Origin of the sequence: Chromohalobacter sp. HP20-39 (assembly GCF_033052815.1) — a bacterium.
In the GTDB taxonomy this organism is placed as follows: domain Bacteria; phylum Pseudomonadota; class Gammaproteobacteria; order Pseudomonadales; family Halomonadaceae; genus Chromohalobacter.
Map to the genome: position 1 here is coordinate 1 of NZ_JAWHTP010000538.1, position 283 is coordinate 283.

The 283-nt window shown below is 61.1% G+C and carries 1 protein-coding gene; it reads left to right on the forward strand.

From position 1 onward, the window contains the following. Positions 1-29 precede the first annotated feature (29 nt). On the forward strand, positions 30-283 hold a 254-nt coding region (locus RVY79_RS19100; protein ID WP_317466129.1), incomplete at its 3' end, for a hypothetical protein.

The following is a 283-nucleotide window of genomic DNA, read 5'->3' on the forward strand; positions in this document are numbered from 1 at the left end:
GCATCATCAGATAGCGTCGCGAACGGCCGGTGCGTCGCTACCGGTTCTGGCGCAGTTCCATGAACTCTCTCGGTGTAAACGAGACGCTCTTCGGTTCGCTCAACGACCTCGACGAGTTGCATCGCACCGGTCCGCTCATGTGGCACAAGCCGGCGCCGTTCGGCCCACCGATATGCTTCGTTATGATGCCCCACCCACGCCAACAACGTGTGGTCCCCGTCTTTATGCAGGACGATGCGAATGTCCTGGTTGACTCGCACGGTCCAGAAACCGGGCGCCGCCT